This window comes from Prosthecobacter sp., assembly GCF_044222345.1.
Lineage (GTDB): Bacteria > Verrucomicrobiota > Verrucomicrobiia > Verrucomicrobiales > Verrucomicrobiaceae > Prosthecobacter.
On record NZ_JBGANL010000027.1, the window covers coordinates 41,803 to 61,137 of the forward strand.

A 19,335-nucleotide genomic window follows, 5' to 3' on the forward strand; every position below is an offset into this window, starting at 1 on the left:
TCAGCGGGCAGAACGGCGGCGACGGCATGCGAGGCCCAGAAGGCCAAACAGGAGCAGCAGCACACGGGATGGCTCTGGAACCACAACGAGGATGCCGTAGGTGGTGAAGGCGCTGGTATCCCAGGCGAGGCCAGAGCTGGTGAGGCTCAAATCAGGCAGGAAGAAATCTCCCGTTGCTCCACCTGCGGTGAAGGTGGCAGGATTGTTAAATCCATTGTTAATGATGGAAGTCCAGTCAAGCAGGTTGAACACCTCGCCGTAGGTGAAGCTTGGAGTTCCATTGGCAAACACATGCACCATGCTGCCGCTGTTCAGCGTCAAAGTTCCAGCGACGTTGATGTAGTCGTGGTTTCCAGAAGCTGGAGCAACGTTGACCTCTGTGGCAACCGCCGTGTTGGCAGCTGGCGGAGCCACATTGCCATTGTCGGTGATCAGGTTCTGCACATTGCTATACCCGTTGGTGAAGGCGGTGTCACTGCTGAGGTAATACTGGCCGTTGGTGAAAACAAAGCTGGTTGGAGCCGCCACCGTTGGAGTCGTGATTCCCAGATTCAGCATGGAGCCGCTGCTCACCACGAGATCGTGGCCGATCGTGAGAGATCCATTGTCGGCTCCCAAGCTGCCACCGGGCGCCAGAATGCCCACCGCTCCGGCACCGCCCACCGTCACCGCGCCGGAGGCACTGCCAAGCGTGACGTTGTCATTCGCCGAAAGCACTGCGGCATTTTGACCCGTGAAGGTGTTCGTGGAAGCATTGTAGGTGCCGAGGGTTCCCGCGGACTCACTCACCGTAACAGCGCTCGTGCTGGTCAGATTGCCCGTGAGGTGCACCTGGCCATTGCTCACCGTGGTGGTGCCCGTGTAGGTGTTGGAACCGTTCAGGACAGTGGAGCCTGATCCGGTCTGGGCGAAGTTTCCTGCGCCGGAGATGCCAGAACCGGTGCCAATGAAGTCGGTGCCTTGACTGACTGCTGCACTTTCGTTGACCGCAAAGGTGGCACCATTGGCCACGCTGATCGTGCTGGTGGTGCTGATGGAGCCCGTGGCTCCTCCATTTCCAAGCTGCAGCGTACCTTCACTCACAAGGGTGGCGCCCGTGTAGGTGTTGGCACCCGAAAGGGCGACCGTTCCTGCACCCGCTGTGGTCAGGGAATAGCCATTGCCACCGTCACTGACCACACCGCCCACCGTCAGCGTTCCTGCAGTGGAGTTGTTGGTCCAGGTCTCGTTCGTACCGAGAGCCACTTTGCTGCTGATGGTGTGGGCGGCCGAGCCTGCCTCCACATTAATTCCACCGGCACCCACCGTGAGCGTGCTGCTGCCAGCGATGATCACGCTGTTGCTGGCCGAAGGCGTGCTTGTGCCACGGAATGAAAGGCTCTTGATTGAGACGTCCGCCCCCAGGGTGGTCGAATAGTTGCCTGCGATGTTGTCAGTGGTGAATACCACATCCGTCACAGCACCTGGCAGGGCTGCGTTCGTTGTCCCGGTGGCATCCGTGTACCAGTTGGTGAAGCCGTTGGTGATGGTGTTCCATGTTCCGCTCTGATCACCGCGCCAGTAGGCCGTTGCTCCAGCCGCTGCCTGAGTTACGGCAAGCTGCCAGGCCGTGCTGGTTTCCTGCAAGGCGAAGTTCCACCCGCCACCGCCAAGTCCCGTGAGGGTGCCTAGGCTCAAGTTGCTGAAACCACTCTTGTTGCCGCTGTCGAAGGTGATCAGATTGTACGTGCCGATGCCAGCACCCGACAGCCCCGTGATGTCGATCACAGCACCACCAGCCGTGGCGTCCACCAGCGCGCCTGTACCAATCACAAGGGTGTCGCTCGAATTGGAAGCACCAATTTCGAAGGCAAGCGAAGCCCGCTGACCTCCACTGCCCAAGATCAGAGCGGCACTGCTGGTGATCGCATTCAGAGTGAGCGTGTTGACGGAGCCATCCACCAGTCCAATGCTGCCGCGGCTGGAAGGTGTCGCGCTGCCAGCCACCGTGACACTGCCGCCACCCGAAGCACCAGCCACGCCGATCGTCCCGGTGCCGCTCAGCCTACCGCCGCCATTCACCGTCACATTCGTTTTGTCCAGTGAACCAGTCACGGAGAGCACTCCGGAATTGATGCTCGTGGTGCCCGTGTAAAGGTTCGCATTGGAGAGGATGGTGGTGCCAGTCCCCGTTTGAGTGAAGCTACCGCCACCGCTGATGACACCGCTGAGGATGTTGGTGTTTGCACCACTGGCATTCACGGTGCCTGCGTTGGAGACGTTATTGGCAAATTCACCGTTGTTTGCGAGGTTGATGCTGAGGGTGGCTGCAGCTGCCGTGGAAACCGCTGACGAACCGTCAATGGAACCGGAGGTGCCATTGCCAATCTGCAGGGTGCCCTGGCTCACCGTGGTGGCTCCAGTATAGGTGCTGGTCGCAGTAAAGATCAGCCTGCCCTCACCGAGTTTGGTCACGGTGCCAGTGCTGCTGGCAAGTCCGGCATCATAGGTCACGTCCTGACCGTTGGTGTCGATGCTGTAGGCCTGGCCTGCCGCAGTGCTGAAGCGGCCGGAGTAATCGGTCGTGTTATTGGCCGTGTATTGCAGGGTGCCACCACCAAAGCTGATGGCACCGGTCGTCCCCACTGCATTGGTGCTGTTCACCTGGAGGATGCCGCCATTGATGTTGGTGCCACCGGCATAGGTGTTGTTACCTTCCATGATCAAAGTGCCGGCAGTGGTCTTGGTGAGTGCGTCACCCCCATTGATTTCCGCCACGTTTTTCAGTGTGCCGGATTTGAAGGCAATCGTGCCGGTGCCGGATCCAATCTTGGCCGTGCTGCTGCCGATGGCGTTGTTCACCATGTCCAGCACTGCGCCATCAAGGATGAGCGTGGTATTCTGCGTCCCCGTCGTCGTGGTGCGCAGGATGTCACTATTCAGGATGACGCTGCCGCCGGTGAAATTGAGTGTGCTGGTGGCCACGTTGGCTGCGGCACCTGTCACGTTGGTCATGCTGACTGACCCGATGGTGACGGCACCGCCAGCGACATTCAAAACAGCCGTCGAGCCACCTGCAGTGCTGGTGGCGCTCGAGTTGGCGGCCATGTTCAGTGCACCAATTGTCACCGTCCCACCGCCGATGGTGACAGTCGATGACATTGTTCCGGCAGTGTTGCTGCCGCTGCGGATGGACATCGCCAGCGTCGAGACATCCATGGTGCCCGTATCGAAGGAGAACGTGGCCGTGGCGTCACCCGCCCCATTCATTGCGGAACGAGCTGCCATGGTCATCGTGCTCAGGAGGAGATCCGCGTTATGTCCTGTCAGAGTGGCCGTGCCGGAAAGGGCCGCTCCTGTACCAGATGCGCCATTGATCATGTTCCAAGCCGCACGACTTGTCCCATCCGCTGCACGCACGATGAGTGTGCCAGAACCGCTGTTAAAGACCAGGCTGCCGATACCGCGCTGGGTGTTGGTACCAACATTGATGGTGTTCGCATTGAGGGTGTTGACGCCACTTCCCAGTTTGAGACTCTGGACGAGGTTTTGCGTAGTCGGCTCACCAATGCTCAACGTCCCTGTGGTGATAGTGTTCGTGGCACCCAAGGTCAACGTAGAAGTCCCGGAGGAGTTCGCCCCACCATTGCTATCGCCAATACGGAAGGTTCCCGCTGACCCGAGGTTGATGGTCACGCTGCTGAGTGAAGACATGTTTACAATCGCTGAGTCTTGGTTGGTGGTGCCCGTGGCTCCACCGACTTGAAAGATGCCTCCCGTGCTGGTCACTACAAGATTTCCAGCACCGGTGAAGTTCACATTGGTGATGTCATTGGCGCTCGTGTTGGAACCGAGGGTGACATTGCCATTCACCGTCAGGGTCTTGCCGGAAGCAATGCTGATGGTCGAAGAGCTTCCCACGGTCTGCGTGCCGGCAACAAGGCCACCGATTGTCTGGTTGAAGCCTCCCAGATCGAGCGTGGCCGTCAGATTGTTGGTACCCGTCGTGCTGTTGCCAACCGTCACAATGCTGGCGGGGGAGAAGGCATTGTCCGCTCCGCCCACGAGTGAACCGGCAGCAACGATCGTCGCTCCGGCATAATTGCTCAGACCACCACCCGAGAGTGTCAACGATCCGAGACCCACTTTGGTCACAAGCAAGTTGGCGGGAGTGGCTGCCGTAAGCGCACCGCTGAAAGTGCTGCTCAGGTTGGTCGTCACATCCGTGACACTGGTGCCGCCGATCACAAGCGTCGCCGCTGTGCTGGAGTTGGTGATGAAACCGCCGCCAGCGATCTGCTTGATGATTTCTCCAAAAGTATTCAGGTCATAGCCTGCACCCGCATTGATGGTGAGCAGGCTGCTGTTGGCGATCGCGTTGGCAACACCGTTTCTCAGAATGCCCCCGGCCACCGTGATGCCAGCCGTGGTTCCGGTGCCGCCGAAGGCTGCATCCGTCTGCGCCGTGCTGATGGTCAGCGTGCCTGCGCCGGCTTTGGTGAGACCCGTGGCAGATGCAACCGTCGTCGTCATCACGTTCGAAATGGTCAGGTTTTCCGCCGGACTTGCCACGGTGATGGTGCGGGCGACAGCGCCGAGATTCATCGCACCCGAAAGGATGAGACCGTTGCCGGCGGTCACACCGCCCACGGTGAAGTCACCGTTCACAGTCGTCGCATTGGCGATGGTGCGGATCGTGCCATCACTCATGAGGGTGGTGTTGGTTCCGAGATTGGAAATCGTCAGAGTGCCTGTGCCGGCTGCGGCGTTGTTGCCGAAGATCAGGGTGCCGGCATTCAAGAGGATGCCAGTGGTGAATGTGTTGGCACCAGTCAGGGACAGCGCCCCGGCTCCACTCTTGATGATCGCACCGCCCGCGCTGGTGATCGGGGCTGAGATCTGCAGGCTGTTAGTGGAGAGGCCGGAGACGTTGATCACCGGTGCCGCGTTCGACAGAGCCAGCGCCGTGCCGGAGATGACTGGAGTCGTGGCCAGGGAATCATTGGTCGCCGTGATCGCATTGGCAGAGGACAAAGTCAGCAACGTGGCCGTGGCCACCGAAGGGTTCGTCATCGCACCCGCATTGTTGAAGGTGATGCTGCTGAGGGTGTTCGTGCCAACAAGCGTCAGCGTGCCACCGCCATTGATGGTGATGTTCGCGGTCGTCGCGATCTGCTGCGCGTTCGCGGTCATCGTCACCGTGGTGTTGGTGGCGGAGTTGGTGCCGTTGATCGTCAGGTCACCAGGAATGACAACAAAGCCCGCCGTGGTCCCGGTCAGATTGAGGGTGCCCTGGTTGACGATGGTGCCACCGCCGAAGGTATTTGCAGCGGTCAAGGTCAGCGTGCCCCCGCCAGACTTGATGAGGCGCACGACGCCGCCAGCAGCATTGTTCTGGATAATGGATTCGATCGTCGTGGTGTTCTGCGGCTGGTAAGTCACCAGATCTGCCGCAGCTGACGTCGTTCCCGCTGTCAAGACTCCGCGCAGCGCGGCGGTGCCGATGTTCACTGCATTGGCGTTGTTTGAGGAGAGAAGCCCGCCCAAGGAGAGAGTCAGGATTTCCGTGCCGGCCGTGAAGGTCATCGCCGTGGTGGCGTTGGTGCCAAATTTCAAGGATCCGGTGGTGGTGTTCGCACCGATGGTCAGTGCAGCCGTGTTCGCGTTGATGACGGTCGGGGTGTTGGCACCGCTCGCCAGAGCCGCGCCATAGGCCACAAAACCGGTCGAACCGAGAGCGCCAATGCCCTGTGTGGTCAGGTAGGAGCCATAGTCACCATTGTTCACGATGATGTTCGGGCCGAACACAAAGTTGTTTGCCACGGTGCTGCCGTTGACCTGGGTGAGGATCAGTTCCGCCTGGTTGATGCCCGGCTGGCCGACGGCGGCATTCACGTTGAGTGTGCCCCCCGCAGTAATCAGCGCAGCAGTCTGCAGGTTGCCAATGGTCAGGGTGTTGGTGGTACCCTGAGTTGCCAGAATGGTCGGTGTGATGGTGGTGGCACCAGCAAGCAGCGTGACCAGATTGATCGTTGCCGAAGAATCGACCGAGCCGCCAGGCGTCAAGGTCAGACCGCCGCCCAGCAACGTCACCTGATTCCCAGCCGCGATGCGTGTTGGGTTGAGGTTGCCAAGTGGATTGAGTCCCGACTGGTCGAGCTGCAGCGTGCCGTAGTTCACCGTCACTCCCGCCGTGCTTGAGATGCTGCCCGAGTCACGCAGTTGCAATACGCCACCGCGGATAATCGTGGCACCTGTGTAGGTGCTGGCGCTTGTCAGCAGCGTGGTGTTGTTGCCTGCACGAGTGAATGCAATCGCACCTGTGATTGCGCCGCCGAATGTACCGCCACCGGTCGAGGTCAGGGTCACCGTGGTGCCACCGCTGTTGGTAATCGTGCCGCCCTGACCCGGGAGAGGATTGATGCTGGAAATCGCGCCAACCGCCTGGTTCTTGTTCTTCAGATCCACAAGGGCGCCGCTTCCGTTGACCGCCAGCGCATTGACAGTGGGTGTCGTCACACCCGTGACCACGGCGAGGGTGTTGTCCGAGCCGGAACCCAGGTTCAGCGTTCCGCCGTTGACCGTCACACCACCGGTGAAGAACGCCAGATTGTTCAAATTCATCGTGCCATCATCCGCCTTGACTAGGCCGCCGGTGTTGCCGATGCCAAAGTAGCCGTTCTGCGTGTAGGACGCTGTGCCAACTGTGTGGATGGTCAGGGTGTTTCCAGCAGTGCCGTTGAAAGCGATGTTTTGCGTGAAGACACCACCGTTGAGCACCAGGATCGAGCTGGTGTTGTTGGTCTCGGTGAGCACACCAGATGGACCATAGACACCGAAAACCGTGGCGTTGAGCGCGGAGCTCAGGCTGGACGTGCCGCCCACGGTGAGGCTGTTCGCGCTCAAGTTGATGCCAGTGGTCAGCGCGCTGCCATTGATGCCCGCATTTTGCGCGGTCGCCCAGGTGGTCGGAGTCATGTTGTACTCACCCGAAGCAAAGCCTGTGGAACCACCGAGGGCACGATAGAGGTTGGTCCCTCCAGTTCCGATGTCCTTGACCAGGAAGCCGGTGCCCAGCCCTGTGGCAGATGCATCAGCGAGGATGTCCGCGCGGATGCTCATGTTGGTCGTTCCGGTGTTGCCACCTCCCTGGCCGCCTTGAAGACTGTTGTTCGTGATCGTCAAGGTCGCGTTGCCATTGGCTGCCACAGAGCCGCTGATGCCGCGAAAGACTTGGCTGCCGGTGGCATTGAGGGCGCCAAGCGTCACAATGGTCATGTTTAACTGCGAAGCGGCATTGGCATTGAGGGTGAGCATGCCGCCGCCATTGGCCACTGTCAGGCTGTTGATCTGCTCAGTGGTGTTCGCGGCACTGTTTCCATTGATCACGAGTTCACCACCCTGGATGTTCAGCGTTCCTGTGGCGTTGAGGCCAAGACGGTTGTTCAAATTGGAAGCGGTGTTGTCGAGCAGCAGAATCCCTCCCTCATTGACCGTAAAGGTGCCTGCAATCGCAGGAGCGGTCGTTCCAGCGAACCAGGCCCCCCCATTGTCGAAAGACAGCGTTCCGCCACTGACGGTGACCGTGCCCGTCGAGCCATTCGTCGTGCTTTGCGCACTCGTCATGCGCAGGGTACCCGTGCCGATCTTGGTGATGCCCACAGAGCTGAGGGTCACATCATTGTAACGGCCGATGATGCCGGAGAACGTGGTGCTTGTATTGTCAAAGCCCACTTGCAGCGTGGCCGCAGTGGTGGTGCTGTTGAAGACAATGCCGTTGCCGGTCAGCGAGCCGATGGTGGTGGTGATGCCCGCCACATCAAGCCGTGAGTTGGAGGTGCTCAGGTTCACATTACCATAGCGGGAACCCGCATTCGCAACAGAGAGCCTGACGCCACCGGCGGCGACATTGAGACTGCCCGTGAAGATTTGCTGCGCACGCAGATCCAGATTGCCCAAGCCAGTTTTGGTGAAACCACCCGAGCTGCCCACAATGCCGTCGATGAGAAGGCCTCTCTGCAGCGGAGACACGTCCGTGGCTCCGTTCACGTCGATGCTCCCCACATTGACCGTGTTGCCCGAAGTGCCAAAGTCCACACGCCCTGAGATCAGGGAGATGCTCTGCACATCTGACGAGGTGGAGACAATCCCCGAACTTCCTATCGTCAGGACACCGGCACCGCCGGTGATGGAGGCGGCGGCAAAAGTATTAAGTGTAGGATTGGACGTCCCGCCCACAGCACCGAACACCACACCGGCCAGCGTGTTGTTGCCAAAGAGGTTCAGGATGGCGGCATTGCTGTTGATTGTAACAATGTTGCCCGCGTTGATCGCTCCTGCCGCATTGATTGTCACCGTCGCGCTGTTGATGACGAGGCCGTTCGCAACATTGGAGGCAAGCGGGATGATGCCCGTCGCAGCCACGTTCAGCGTTCCCTGGTTGACGAACGTGCCGCCGTTGTAAGTGTTCGTGGCCGCCAAAGTGAGGGTGTTCGCTCCACTTTTCACGAGGCTCATGCCTGTGCCGGTGATGACGGAGTTGATCGTCGGTGTTCCACTGCCCTGGGTGTATATGAACAGCTCAGGTCCGCCCGATGTGAGGCTGCCCTGATTGACCACATTGCCGACGTTGTATGCCGTGCTGGTGAAGTTCAGGAAGCCGCCCGTCGCCAGAGTCAGTGTGGCTCCGGCGCTCACCGGAATGCTGGCCACCACGATGTTGCTCGTTTTAAGGCTGTTGATCGTCGTGTTGGCCGTAATGCCCGTGGTCGTGGTCGTGTAATTGATGTTGATGTTTTCCGTCGCGAGATTCGACGGACTGAGCACCTTCGTGGAGTATTGGGCAAAGCCTTGGGCCCCCAGGGCTCCCACGCCCAGTCCAGGAATGTAGCTGGCCCAGTCACTGGTGCCAATAACGGCCCAGCCGCCGATGATATCATTGGTCAGACCACCGCCCACTGTCGCCGTGGAGACGCCGTTGATCGTCGGGATCAGGATGCGGGCGCTGTTGCCGATCAGCCCGGCCGTGGTTGAGGTGAAGTTGATCGTGCCGCCACCCGTCGCACGGGTAAGGCTGGTCAGCGTAAGATCTGCCGAGCCCACAAAAGGAATGGCCGCATTGACTGCCGGAGTGATGAAGGAAGCACCTTCCACCAGCGTCACGGCACCCAGCGTCTCTGTGGAGGCAGTGTTGGTGCGTCCAGTAAAGTTGATCGTGCCACCGCGCAATTTGATCGTCGCAGCGTCATTGATGCGGTCCGTGGAATCCAATTGACCGGCATTGTTGTCGAGCGTGAGGGTCGCATAGTTGATGTCAATGGCCGTGGTGCCGGACAGGGCGCCCGCATCACGCAAGGTCGTCGTACCACCGTTGATCAGAGTCGTGCCAGTGTAGGTTTGGTTGCTGAAGACACTCCAGGTGTTCTGACCGGAACGCGTGAAGTTGATGCTGCCACTGATGGCCCCGGACCAGGAGCGCGCCACATTGTCCTGGTTTATGATCAAGTTGGCCGTGGTGCCGCTCGAATTGATGACAGAGCCCAGCGCTCCCGCCGAGGGTTCCGCGACCGACGAGTTGGTGAAGAGGCCCGACAGGTACTGAATCTTGCCGTTCATGTCGAGCGCGGCTCCCGGACCGACACGGAGGAACGTATTTTGGACGATGGCGTTGTTCGTGCCGAGTTGCAGCGTGCCTCCCAGAAGGTTGCCGGTGCCGGTTAATGAGATGGCATTGGCCGTGGTGTTGCCGATGCCGAGATTGTTGGCTGGCGCATTCAGAACCAGAGTACCCGCATCGGCCTTCACATAGCCTGCCGTGCCGCTCAAGGTGCTGTTCAGGTTCAGCACTGCACCAGCATCCACATGGAAGATCGCCTGCACGGCTGCAAAGGCGAGAATCGGCACATTGATTGTGTTCGTTCCCGCAGCGCCACCGTTGGTGACGGCAATGCCGCCCGCCGTCAGTGTCAGGGTGGTGAGGCTGTTGCCGCCAACCGTCAATCCATTGCCGGTGATCTTCAGCGCATTGATCGTCTTGCTCGCGGTGATGCTTGCCGTCGTCATCCCTGCATTGACGTTGATCGTATCCGTGGCGGCGGCTGAATTGATGTTCGTCGTAGAAGTTGGGTTGTAGTTGGTGAACGCCTGAAGGCCGAAGGCATTGGTGGCAGCGCCGTTCGTCCCATACGTTGCGAAGTCAAAGCTTCCGGCTCCATTGGATACAATACCGCGTGCCAGGAGTCCGTTCGTGGCCGCCACCGCGCCCCCGACCAGTGTCGGTGCCGTCGTGAAGAGGATCGTATTGGTCGCCGTGCCGAGGTTGGCACCGTTCGCAACAAAGGACGTGTCCCCCGCCTGTCCAAAACTTCCAAAAGTAAGCGAGGCCGCTCCGGCACCCGTCTGATTCGAAGTGATCGTGGCCGCTCCGAGCGCGGTGCTCAGTGCCGCCGTGCTGGCCTGTGACGACCCCCCCGAGGCGGCGTTGAAGACAAGGCTGCCCCCGTTGATAGTAACGGCTGAGTTGCCAAGACGTCCGGTGACCGCGCCGCCGATATTGTCGTCAAGCACCAAGGTCGCGCCCGGATTGACATTGATGCCGTTTGTCGCAGTGACCACTGTGCCCGCAGTATTGAGGCTGAGGGTGCCGGCGTTCACCTGGACGCCAAGCCCCGTCGTGCCGGAACCAAATGTCTGCGTTTGCGCGGCGGTGATGTTCAGCGTGCCAGTTCCATATTTGTTGAACTGGAAAACCAGTCCGTTAATGACAGCGCTGTTGAGGTTGATCGTTCCCGCTCCGTAGAAGGTGATCTGCTTGCCACCTGTATTGTCAATGCCCCCAGTAATGTTCAGAGTAGCACCCGCATTGGCACCCACGCCTGAGTCATTCACGGTCGAAATCAACCCGGAGTAGGTGTTGTTGCCCGACACGCTCTGCAAGGCACCGCCGCTGTTCAGACCGCTGCGGAGGGTTTCGTTGGAGGCATTGTTGAGGATCAGCGCATTGGCAATCGTCACGTTGCCAGACAGCTGAAGTGCAGCACCGATCGCGCTGTTGACGACGATCTTGTTCGTGCTCAGGCCGGCCGCGTTGCTGTTGCTCAGGCGCACCGCACCGGCGTTGATCGTGATGCCAGCCGTGCTGTTGGACCAGCTTGCCGCAGTGTTGTCTGCCGTGAGTTCCAGCACGCCATTGTCATTCTTGAAGATCGCATTGGTCGTGGCCAAAAGGTTGAACGCCGTGCTGAGCGTCAGCACATTGCCAGCGGTGACTTCGAAGGCGTTGCTTGGCTGGTTCAATGTAAACGTGCGGGAGGTGCTGAAGGTTCCCGTCGAACGGAAGCCCGCCGCAGTCGTGGCGTTGATGTTCAGGTTGACCCCGTTGCTGGAGTCGCCGAGCTGGGCGTCGCTGGAGACTGACACCACACCTTTGCGGATGTCGATCAAGGCTCCGCCACCACCGAAGTTGTTGGTCGCATTCGAAAGCACCAGAGTGCCGGAACCAGATTTCACGATGCCGAATGCACCCGTGACCTGGCCGCTGAGGGTCAATCCCTGCACCACGTTGGAGCCGGTGGCATTGGCCACGCTCAGGGTCGGCACGTCACTAAGTGTGGTGGTGCCGGTAAACTCAAGCCCGTAGCCGCTGGAGTTGGTCAGCGCCAGGGTGCTGGCCCCGATGCTGAGGGTGGTCTCCTGGATGTTTTTGTTGAAGGCTGTCAGGCCGCCACCGGAGTGGTTCACCGTCAGGGAAGTGTTGGCAGTGATCACATACGCCGAGCCATCCACCAAGTTTTCCAACGTGCCGCGCAGGTTGCCGTCCATCGAAATGGTGACACCACCGCTCACCTGCAAGGTGCCAAGGTAACCACCCGGAGAGTTGAGGATGCCGAGACCCGACTTGTTGATCACGTCCGTGGGTGCAGAGCCCGTGACGTTGCCAATGCTGACCGTCATTTGCGCTGCCGTCACCGTGACATTCCAAATGTTTGGCAGCGTTGTGTTGCCATTCAGCGTCAGGTTGTTGACGCCGTTGAAAATGGTGGAGCCAGTGGTCACACCCCCGACCGTGAGCGTCGGGTCAGCCAGGAAATTCACATCGTTGGAAATCAGACGGGCGCCAGAGGCCACCAGACTGGTGCCACTGGCCATGGTCAACGTGCCCGTGCCCAGAGGGCCGCTCGTGACGGTTGCACCCAGCGTATTTGGCGTGCTGTCCGCACCCAGGATAAGTCCGCCCGCACTGACGGTGACGCCCGTCGTGAACGTACTGGCACCGCCGAGCTGCAGCATGCCAGCACCGGTCTTCACGAGGCCGTTGGTGCCGGCATTGGTGATGACGGAGTTGATGATCAGCCCCGCCTGCCATGGGGCCACATCCACGCCATTGGCCTTGGTCGCATCTACGGCAATCTGGAAGCTTGTGGCACTGACCAGATTCAGGTTCCCCGTTCCGATGGTGGCTATGCCGCCCACATTGGTCGGATTGGAAGTGATGCTGCCAGTGATCGTCAGCGTATCGGTGGCAGCTCCAGGCGTAAGCGTTGAGGTGCCGCCGCCATTATTGTTGAAGACCAGGTTCGTCAGGCTGTTGTTGCCCGTCAAAGTCAAAGTTCCCTGACCATTGATGGTGACCGCCTGCGGGGTGATGACACCGCCCGCCGTCTGTGTGACTGTGGCGGTATTGATGGTCAACCCGCCTCCTGGCAGGGTGCCCGTGGCACCAATGACCAATGTGCCGGTAAAAGAGTTGCCCGCATTGACCACCGTGCCGCCGCTGTAGGTGTTCGTTCCAGCCAGGATGATCGAGGCTCCATTGAAGGGGGTGTAAACCAGCCGCACAGCATCACCACTCGCTGCATTGTCCACGATCGCAGAATTGATCGTGGTGGCCGTCGTGGCGTTGTTGAAGATGAAAAGTTCCGCAATGCCGGAGCCCGTGGCAGTGGCACCACCGGCCGTCAGCATTCCATTCCCCACTGCCGAACCGATGTTGGCGGTGAAGTTGCCATTTTTGCTGAAGCCACCCGACGTCAGGTTCAGCGTGTCAGCATTGTCAGCGAAACTCAGGGTCTGCGCAGTCACACTGGTCGCATAATTCAGCGAGTTGAGGAAGTAGGTGCCCGCTGAGCCGACGTTGATGTCAGGGATGACGAAGGAAGCGGAGCTCAGCTTGACGTTGAGGGTGCCGCCGCCAGAGGCTGGCAGGCCGGTGGTGTCGTAACCAGGCGCGCCCGCCGCACCCAGCGCGGCCAGACCGAGGGTGGGCACATAGGTCAGGAAATCATTGCCGCCGCTGACTGCCCAGCCACCGATGATGCCATTGATCAAGCCGCCGCCGGGAGTTGCGGTGGAAACACCATTGATCGTGCCAAACAGAATGCGACCAGCACTGCCCATCTGGCCATTGGCGGTGTTGAGGTTAACGGTCGCGTTATTGCTGCGGGTCAGCGCGCCCGTGAAGATGAGGTCCGCCGAGTTCACTCCTGTGCCGCCGGGAGTGATGGTGATCTGGCTGTTGCCTTCGGCAAGACTTAGCGAAGCGAGCGTTTCACTCGACACTCCTTGCACTCTGCCAAGGTAGTTGAGAGTGCCCCCACGCAGAGTGACTGCCGCGCTGTCGTTGATACGGTTGCCACTGTCATAGGTGCCCGTGTTGGTGATGTTCAAAGTGCCGTAGTTGATGTTAACCGAGGCGGTGTTGAGGAGGGTGCCTCGATCCTGCAGGGTCAATGTTCCGCCGGTGATCGTCGTGGCACCGTAATAGGTGTTGGCGTTGGTCAGCGTCAGCGTGCCTCCGGTGTTTGCTTTGACCAGGGAGATGACATGAGTGGCGTCACCGGTGATCGTTCCACCAAAAGTGGCACTGGCGCTGTTCGCCACCAGCGTGGATGTGCCGACCACACTGTTGGTGATCGTTCCGCCACCTGCATCCAGACCCGCCCCGGAGCCCACGCTCGACAGAGTGCCCACGTACTGGGATCCCCCGTTGAGATTGAGGGTGCCGCCGTTGTTGACGGTCAGAGCATTGTTGAAGAGCAGCGTATTGACCGAATTGGCCAGGAGGTTGACCAGCCCGTTGTTGATGGTGGTTGTGCCGCTGACGTATTGCTGCTGGATCAGATTCAATGTGCCGCCCAGGTCTTTGGTCATGCCGCCCGAGCCGAACAGCCCGGAGGAAATGTTCAGCGTGGAGCCGCTGCTCACATGGATGATGCTTTCCACCGCAGCAAAGGCCACGAGCTGAACGTCCAGACTGTTGATCCCCGACTGGTTGAGAATGCCGCCGCTGGTCAGAGTGAGTGTCGTTGGGTTGACATTATTCAACGAGTCCATCGAAATGCCGCCGCTCAAGGTGATGGCGTTGAGAGTCTGGGAGGTCGGAAGCGTGTTCGAGGTCACCGTCGTGGCCTTGTAGGTGTCTGTAGCCACCGTGCTGGAGATGTCCGTCTGCACCGTGTATCCGGCGAAGGCCTGGATGCCATTGGTGTTCGTCGCGACACCATTGGTGTTATAGGTGGCGAATTCAGTGACTCCGCCGCTGGTGATCGTCTGACGGGCCAGCAAACCATTCGTGGCAGCCACAGCCCCGCCCACGAGAGTCGGCGCTGTGGTGTAGACGATCTTGTTGCTTGCCGTCCCCAAAAAGTTGCCCGTGCCGGTGTAGTTCAGCGTATTGCCAGCCGCAGTCTGTGTCAGGCTGGCAAAAGTCAGCGTGCTCGTACCAGCGAGGCTGTTGTTCACATTGATGGTGGTTTGGCCGGAACTCAGGGTGAGGACGCCTGCGACTTCTGTTGAGCCGGCTGCCGCCACCTTGTAGTTGAAGTTGCCACCTTCCATCGTCAATGGCCGGCCTCCGAGACGAGATGCCGTCGCCCCGCCAGAATCATCCACAAAGAGAGTGCTGCCTTGATCCACCGTGATCGCGCCAGCAGCTCCGATCTTCACCCCGGAACCGCTGATGTTGAACGAGCCGTTGCGGATGTTAAGCGCGGTGATGAATGCCGTGCTGGAGGTCGTCAGGTTGACCGTGGTAGCCGTCCCTGCAAGTCCGCCACGAATGGTGAAGCCGGTGCCAAAGGCTGGCAGCGCGGTCTGGAGATTGATCGTGCCGCCGCCAACGAAGGCGACAGAGTTGGTGGCCGACCAGGTGCCCGTGATGTTGAGGGTGGCACCCACGTCCGCGCCGAGGCTCATCGCAGCAGCTGTCTGCGTGATGCTGCCAGCCCAGATATTGATGCCGGAAAGGCTCTGAATCGTGCCGCCACCATTGATGCCATTTTGTGTGCTGCTGCCAGCGGCAGGAACACTGAGGGCATTGCTGATGGTCACGCCGCCCGTCAACTGCACGCCGGCTTCAGCCGTGCCACCGATGGTGATGGTGCTGGTGCCCAGGTTGGTGGACGTGCGCAGCAGCAGCGCACCGGCATTGACACTCATCCCGCCGCTCCAGCCGGTGTTGTTCACCGTGCCGAAATCCAGCACACCGTTGTCGGCCTTGACGAGAGCGGCCGTCGCGCCGGCTCCGGCATTGAGATCAAATGCGGTGCTCAGGGTCAGAGTGTTGCCAGCAGTGACTTCAATGGCGCGCGCATTGGCCGTATTGGTGAGCTGGATGATATGGTTCAACGTGTACGTACCCGTGGCACGGAACGTGGCCGTCGTAGCGGTTGGATTCAGCTGGATCAGATTAGTCGAATTGCCCAAAACTGCATCCGAACCGGCGGAAACCACGCCCTGGCCGATGTTGATGCCGCCGGTGAAGGTGTTGCCGGCATTGGTGAGAACCATGGTCCCCGCACCGGTCTTGATGAAGCCGGTGCCACTGAGAACCCCCGTGAGGTAGAGGCCTTGGTTGACGTTGGAGCTGCTGGCTGTGGCGACGCTGAAGGTCGGTGTGCCGGTGAGTGCAACGGAATCCGAGAGTGAGAGACCGTAGCCGTTGCTGTTCGTCAGCGTGAGGCCGAGGTTGAGGTTGTTCAGGCTGCTCAGCGTAATAATCTTGTTCTGCGCCAGGTTGAGCGGTGCGGTGCCACCGGCGCGCTGAATGGTGATGTTCGGGACCACGCCGGTGTCAAAGATGACATTTCCCAAACTGATGGTCTGCACTTCGCCATAGCCATCGCCATCATGGGCTATCGTGAGCGGAGCACCCGCGGCGGCCAGACTGCTGGCGACAAAATCGCCGGCATAACCCGCCGAGTTGAAGATCAAGGTACCCAGGCCGGTCCGGGTGATCGAGGTCATGGAACCGATACCGCTGATCTGTCCCAACAAGCTGACTGTCAGATTTGGATTGGCAATCGAAGCAGTGATCGAAGTCGCGGAACCAAAGGAGAGCGTGCCGTTCAACGTCATCGTGGCCGCAGTGACGCCCGTCGAGTCAAACGTCGGTGTTCCATTGGCGAAGGCGATGTTGTTGGCCACGGTGCGGGAAGCGTTGTCCACCATCAGAGTGCTGCCGGCGGCAAGCGTCAGGGTGCCTGTGCCGAGGGGGCCATTCACGAGCGGCCCGCCGCCAAAGGTTGAAGAGCTGTTGGCGCCGATGATGATGCCACCCAGCGCTCCTGTCGTGGTGATGCCGCCGGCGAAGGTGTTTGCTCCGCTGAGCTGCAGGAAGCCGTCGCCGCTCTTGGTGATGCTGGTGCTCGCTCCTGCGCCGGTGATGATCGCGGAAATCGTCAGCCCGGAAAGTATCGAGTTGTAAGTCTGGCCTGCGGTCGCGATGGCACCCACGTTGATGGTGTTCACTCCATTGCTCAGCACAATGGAACCTGCGCCGCTGACCGTGTTGGCGCTGGCCGCATTGCTGGTCGTGGCGGTGAAGGGAGTGCTGCTGGTGATCGTCAGGACTCCGGAACCAATGGCAAGGGTCGGAGGGGTCGCTTCACCACCGTTGTTATTCAGCGTGAAGCTGCTCAGGGTATTGTTTCCTGCAAGCGTCAGCAAAGCACGGCCGTTGAGGGTGACGTTGCTGGACGAGGCAATCTGCTGACCATTGGTAAACATCGTCACCGTGGCCGTGGCCCCCTGGGTGCCACCATTGATGGTCAGATCTCCGGGGATGACCACATCATTCACATTCGTGCCACGCAGTTCGAGGGTGCCTTGGTTGACGATTGTTCCTAGCGAGTAGGTGTTCTGCGCCGTCAGGGAAAGGACACCTGCACCTGATTTGATGAAGGTGAAAGCTCCCTGCATCACTGAGTTGATCGTCATGACGGTCGCACCCGTGGTGTTGGCTGCGTTGTAAACAACCAGTTCGTTGGTACCGCTGGTCAGCACGCCGCGAATGGTGGCCGTGCCAATGCTGGACGCATTGTTGTTGTTGCTGCGCAGCAGGGCGCCGGCTTCGAGGAGCAGCGTTCCGGGTGTCGTCGCATCAAACTCAATGTTGTTGGTAAACGCACCCGCCAGACGCAGCATGCTTGTGGTCGCCCCGCCAGCACCCAGGGTGGTCGTGATGGCCGCTGCCGGCAGAATACTGGTGATGTAGCCGCTCCCAAAGGTGGCCTCATACCCCGCATAGCCGGCGGCTCCCACCGCGCCGATGCCCTGCGCGACATTGTAGGCGGCAAAATCCGTGCTGTTGGCAATGGCCCAGCCTCCCAGTACATTGTTGCTGAGATTGGTCATGCCCGCTGTCACCAAGATCCGTGGATGGGATCCAAGACTGCCCAGCGTACCAGCGCTGGCGGTGAAGTTGATTGTCGTGCCAGCAGTACGCGTAAGGCTGCTGAGGGTCAGAACACTCTCTCCATAGGACCCGGTCGCATTGCCATTGGCAGAGTTGGTGATTGTATTGGCGCCTTGCGCGGAATTGACAGCCCCCAGGCTTTCTGAGGAGAAAGTGCTCGCGCGGCCGGTGAGAATGAGCGTTCCTCCACGCAGGGTGATGGCGGCATTGTCATTCACACGGTCAGCGATGTCGATTTGCAGGTTGGCGTTGTTGTCCAATGTCAGCGTACCGTAGTTGATGGTGATCGCTGAGGTGTTGAGCAGCGTGGCGTTGTCACGCAAGGTGGTCACGCCACCCATCAGGACCGTCGCCCCGCTATAGGACAAGGCGTTTTCAAGCGTCAGCGTACTGCCATTGGTGCGGACAAAATTTCCCGTGCCCGTGATGGAGCCTGCAAAAGTGGCGTTGCCCCCCATGCTGGTCACTAAGGTACCACTGCCCAGATTGATGGTTCCGCCCGAACCAGGCTGGGTGCCGCCGCTGAGTGTGCCCACATATTGAATGTTATTGTTCAAGTTCACCACGCCGTTTCCATTCACGGAGAGAGCCTGGGCCGCAGGGAAGAGAGTGTTGGTGCCAAAGCTGAGATTCAGCGTGCCATCATTCACGGTGGTCTGACCGGTGTAGAACTGCTGGCCGCTAAGGGTAAGTGTGCCGGGCAGGTTCTTGTTCAAACCCGTGGTTCCCGTGAAGGCTCCCGTCATGTTCAGGGTGGCTCCGGAAGCAATGTGCATGGCACCTTCTGCACCCAGTGCGACGCGCGGCACGGCAAGGATCGTCGTTCCCGAATAGTTGGCGATGATGCCGCCAGAGGTAAGGGTCAGGGTGGCATTCGTAACATTCGTCATCCCGATGGTGCGGCCAGACTCAATGATATTCAGCGCATTGACCGTTTTGGCCGCCGTCGTGATGTCATCCACAGTGGTGTTGGCCGTGCCGATCTTGAGCGTGTCCGTGGCCGCAGCGTTGTTGATGTTGGTGGCTGAGCTGTAAGCCGAAAAAGCCGCGATCCCATTGCCTCCATAAGTGGCAAACTCAATCAAACCAGCACCACCGGCAGCAATGCCTGAAACCACCTGGCGGGCCAGGATGCCTGTTGTCACCGGTGTGAGGGTCGGCGCTGTGGAGAACATGACACGGTTGGTCGCCGTGCCAAGAGTGGCATTGGAAGTCCAGTTCACAAAGGCACCTGCATTGGTTGTCACTGACGTAAAGTTCATCTGCGTCGTGCCCCCATTGTTGGTGATGTTGATGACCGACTGTCCGGCATTAAAGGTCAGCGTGTTGCCCGCTGTTCCTTCAGTGGAACCAGCGGTGGTCATGCCGATGAAATTCAAGGTGGCGCCATTGAGGGTCAGCGGTTTGTTCCCCAGACGATCTGCCACAGCCGGATTTGCCAGCGTGTTGTCCAAGGTAAGCACTGCCCCGTGGTTCACCGTGATGCCGGAGGTGGTGCCCAGACGACCATTGCCGCTCAGCGTGATGGTGCCGTTGCTGAGAGTGGTCGCCCCCGTGTAGGTGTTGTCCGCCGTCAGATTCAAGGAGCCACTGCCCAGATACTGGAACACACCGGCACCACCTGTGCCATTGCCTATGACACCGTTGAAGTTGGTTGTACCTGT

1 protein-coding gene (only partly in view) is annotated in these 19,335 nt (G+C 59.7%); it reads right to left on the bottom strand.

Features of this window, described 5'->3' with window-relative positions; genetic code table 11:
- Positions 1-19,335, bottom strand: partial view of an autotransporter-associated beta strand repeat-containing protein gene (locus tag ACILSL_RS15320; RefSeq protein ID WP_395732918.1) — the 3' portion only. Its footprint extends 9,375 nt past the window's final position; the window shows 19,335 of its 28,710 coding nt (coding positions 9,376-28,710); its start codon lies off the right edge, out of view; it ends in the stop codon at positions 1-3.